The organism is Aneurinibacillus sp. UBA3580 (assembly GCF_002375825.1).
Classification (GTDB): domain Bacteria; phylum Bacillota; class Bacilli; order Aneurinibacillales; family Aneurinibacillaceae; genus Aneurinibacillus; species Aneurinibacillus danicus.
In genome coordinates, this window is the sequence record NZ_DFMZ01000115.1 from 1 (window position 1) to 2,514 (window position 2,514).

The 2,514-nt window shown below is 48.3% G+C and carries 3 protein-coding genes; all 3 read right to left on the minus strand.

Annotated features, from left to right (window positions below):
* Positions 1 to 32 precede the first annotated feature (32 nt).
* On the minus strand, positions 33 to 707 hold the full coding sequence (deoC, locus tag B2899_RS16070; protein ID WP_146808566.1) for a deoxyribose-phosphate aldolase: 675 nt from the start codon (positions 705 to 707) through the stop codon (positions 33 to 35).
* On the minus strand, positions 704 to 1,153 hold the full coding sequence (locus tag B2899_RS16075) for an NUDIX hydrolase (RefSeq protein WP_146808567.1): 450 nt from the start codon (positions 1,151 to 1,153) through the stop codon (positions 704 to 706). The genes deoC and B2899_RS16075 overlap by 4 nt, the downstream gene beginning before the upstream one ends.
* Positions 1,154 to 1,254: 101 nt before the next feature.
* The gene (locus B2899_RS16080) at positions 1,255 to 2,313 is read right to left on the minus strand and encodes a DctP family TRAP transporter solute-binding subunit (RefSeq protein ID WP_170230137.1); all 1,059 of its coding nucleotides are present in this window, start codon (positions 2,311 to 2,313) and stop codon (positions 1,255 to 1,257) included.
* Between the last annotated feature and the right edge of the window lie 201 nt (positions 2,314 to 2,514).

Sequence of the window (2,514 nt, forward strand, 5' to 3'; positions counted from 1 at the left end):
CTGAGATGCCATGGTGGTTTTCTGTAGAATTCTTAGTACTGTTCCGTATTCGTGCTGCCCTGGATGAGGGTGACACCGCCGCTGGTGCCGATGCGGGTAGCGCCGGCCGTAATCATAGCTTCAGCATCTTCGCGGGTGCGTACCCCTCCGGACGCTTTCACGCCCATTTCTTCGCCGACCGTCTTACGTATAAGCCGTACGTCTTCTACGGTCGCTCCTCCGTGTCCGAAGCCGGTGGACGTTTTGACGAAGTGCGCGCCCGCCTCTTTACTTAGACGGCTGGCCCGCTCTTTTTCCTCTTCCGTCAGCAGGCCTGCCTCAATAATGACTTTCACAAGCGCCCTACCTTCGGCTACCGTAACCACGGAGGCGATATCGTGGAGTACCGTTTCGTCGTCCCCCGATTTCAACGCGCCAATGTTAATCACTACATCAAGTTCGTCCGCACCGTCTTCGATCGCCTTCGTCGCTTCAAACGCCTTTGTTTCTGTTGTATTCGCGCCAAGCGGAAAGCCGATAACGGTCGCCACTTTTACGCCGCTGCCTTCCAGATTGCGCTTGGCCCTCCCAACCCAGTACGGATTAATGCACACGGCGAAAAATCCGTTATCCTTCGCTTCCTGGCATAATGTATCGATCATCTCTGCTGTCGTCTCCGGTTTCAATAGAGTGTGGTCAATGTAGGATGCGAGTGGCTTATTTGTCATGATGTTTTCTCCTTTCGGTTATCAATTCCCAGCAGTTCATATGCCTTTACCAGGACTGAGATGTTATTCTGGTACCCGTTCCTCTTCTGCTTCTCCCAGGCCGCTTCCGGTGACATCCAGGCTACCGTATGAATTTCTTCCATCTGCGGCACAAGCGTTCCGGCTGTCGCTTCTACGAGAAAATAATGAACTTCTTTTCTTACCGCCCCAACTTTTGGATTGTAGTAGTTATAATAAATCGTTTCCAGTGGCTGGACAACCTTGCCCTCAATTCCGGTCTCTTCCCAAATCTCCCGGAGCGCTGTCTCCTCCATCGTCTCCCCTTTTTCCTGCTTCCCCTTGGGCAGAGATGTTTTCAAGTACCGATCCTCAATGATCATAATCTCAATTCTGTTGTCTCTCGTCCTCCGGTAAACGACACCTCCTGCTGAAACCTCCTTTGCCATGAAACATTCCTCCTCGCAAAAGCATCCTTTTTCCAAGTTTATCGCACTATGCCTGCCCTTTACCACTTTTTTCATAACAGTTATTCATATCCGCGAATTCTCTAATGGGGAGACCGTTCTGTGGCGATAAGTTTCTTCCATTCTGTAATGACCGGCTCTCCGATGACATCTTTAAATTGATAATAGACAGGATTGAGTTGCTTTTTCCATGCTTCCTTTTCCTCATTTGTCTGCATATGAATATGAATCGAATTTTTTTCCTTCATTTCTGCCAGCGCACGATCATTCATTTGTTTTGCGTACTGACGAATCCAGGCGGTCGTTTCCGTCATCGCTGACTCGATGGCCTTCTGCTGGGTACCGGAAAGCGTATCCCATGTTGTTTTATTGATTAATACAATATACCCGAGATAGCCATGATTACTGACCGTCATATAGCGCTGCACCTGATAGAGGCGCTTGCTGTAAATATTGGACAAAGTATTCTCCTGTCCCTGCACGCTGCCTCCCTCAAGCTGTCTGTATAAATCATTAAACGAGTAGCTTTCAGGACTTGCCCCCAGCGTTTTAAACTGCGCATGCAGAACAGGACTTGGCATGATTCGAAAATGGAGTCCGCGAAAATCGTTGACCGACACGAGCGGACAGCCAGCGGTCATCTGTTTAAAGCCATTATCCCACAGCGCTAACCCTTTAACGTTCTCATCGTTAATCGCTTCAAATAACAATTGCCCCAATCGACCATCCATCGCTTTGCTTACTTCTCTTTCGTTTTCGAATGCGTACGGCAAATCCATAATCATCCATGCAGGATACCGGGAAGAAAGCCTGGAAGTAGCAGGTGCTATCATTTCCACTTTGCCCGATTGCAGGGCATTAAATTCATTCTCATCGTCAAATAGTGTGGCATTCGGATACACACGGATTTCGACCATACCATCCGTTTTCTCGCGCACCAGCTGGGCGAATTTGGCGACGGCAAGACCTTTTGGCGTATTCTCCGCGACCACATGGCTGAATCGAATCACTACCTTTTGGTCAAGCCCTTCCTGCTCCGCATCGTAGCGAACCGGCTCTTCCACGCTAAAGCTAAAGCCGATAGCAACAGAAATAGCCATACCGACCAGAAGAAATATCACAAGCCACCCTAGAGATTTCACTTCATTCTCACCTTTTTTCCATACTTGTATACGTATCATAGCATAATAAAAACAGGAAACGAAGAAAACTCCGCAACCCCGACATGAAAATGATGGGAAGAACAACTGACTCTTGTGGTACGAAGGAAAAGAGAGGAAAGAACGAGAGGATGATTTCAATGGGGAAAAAGGCGACCGCCTTTTTCTTCCTTAGATCTTTTT

Bases quoted from the DNA above. Each gene is read 5' to 3' on its own strand.
- deoC (WP_146808566.1), bottom strand. From the start codon at position 707: ATGACAAATAAGCCACTCGCATCCTACATTGACCACACTCTATTGAAA.
- B2899_RS16075 (WP_146808567.1), bottom strand. From the start codon at position 1,153: ATGGCAAAGGAGGTTTCAGCAGGAGGTGTCGTTTACCGGAGGACGAGA.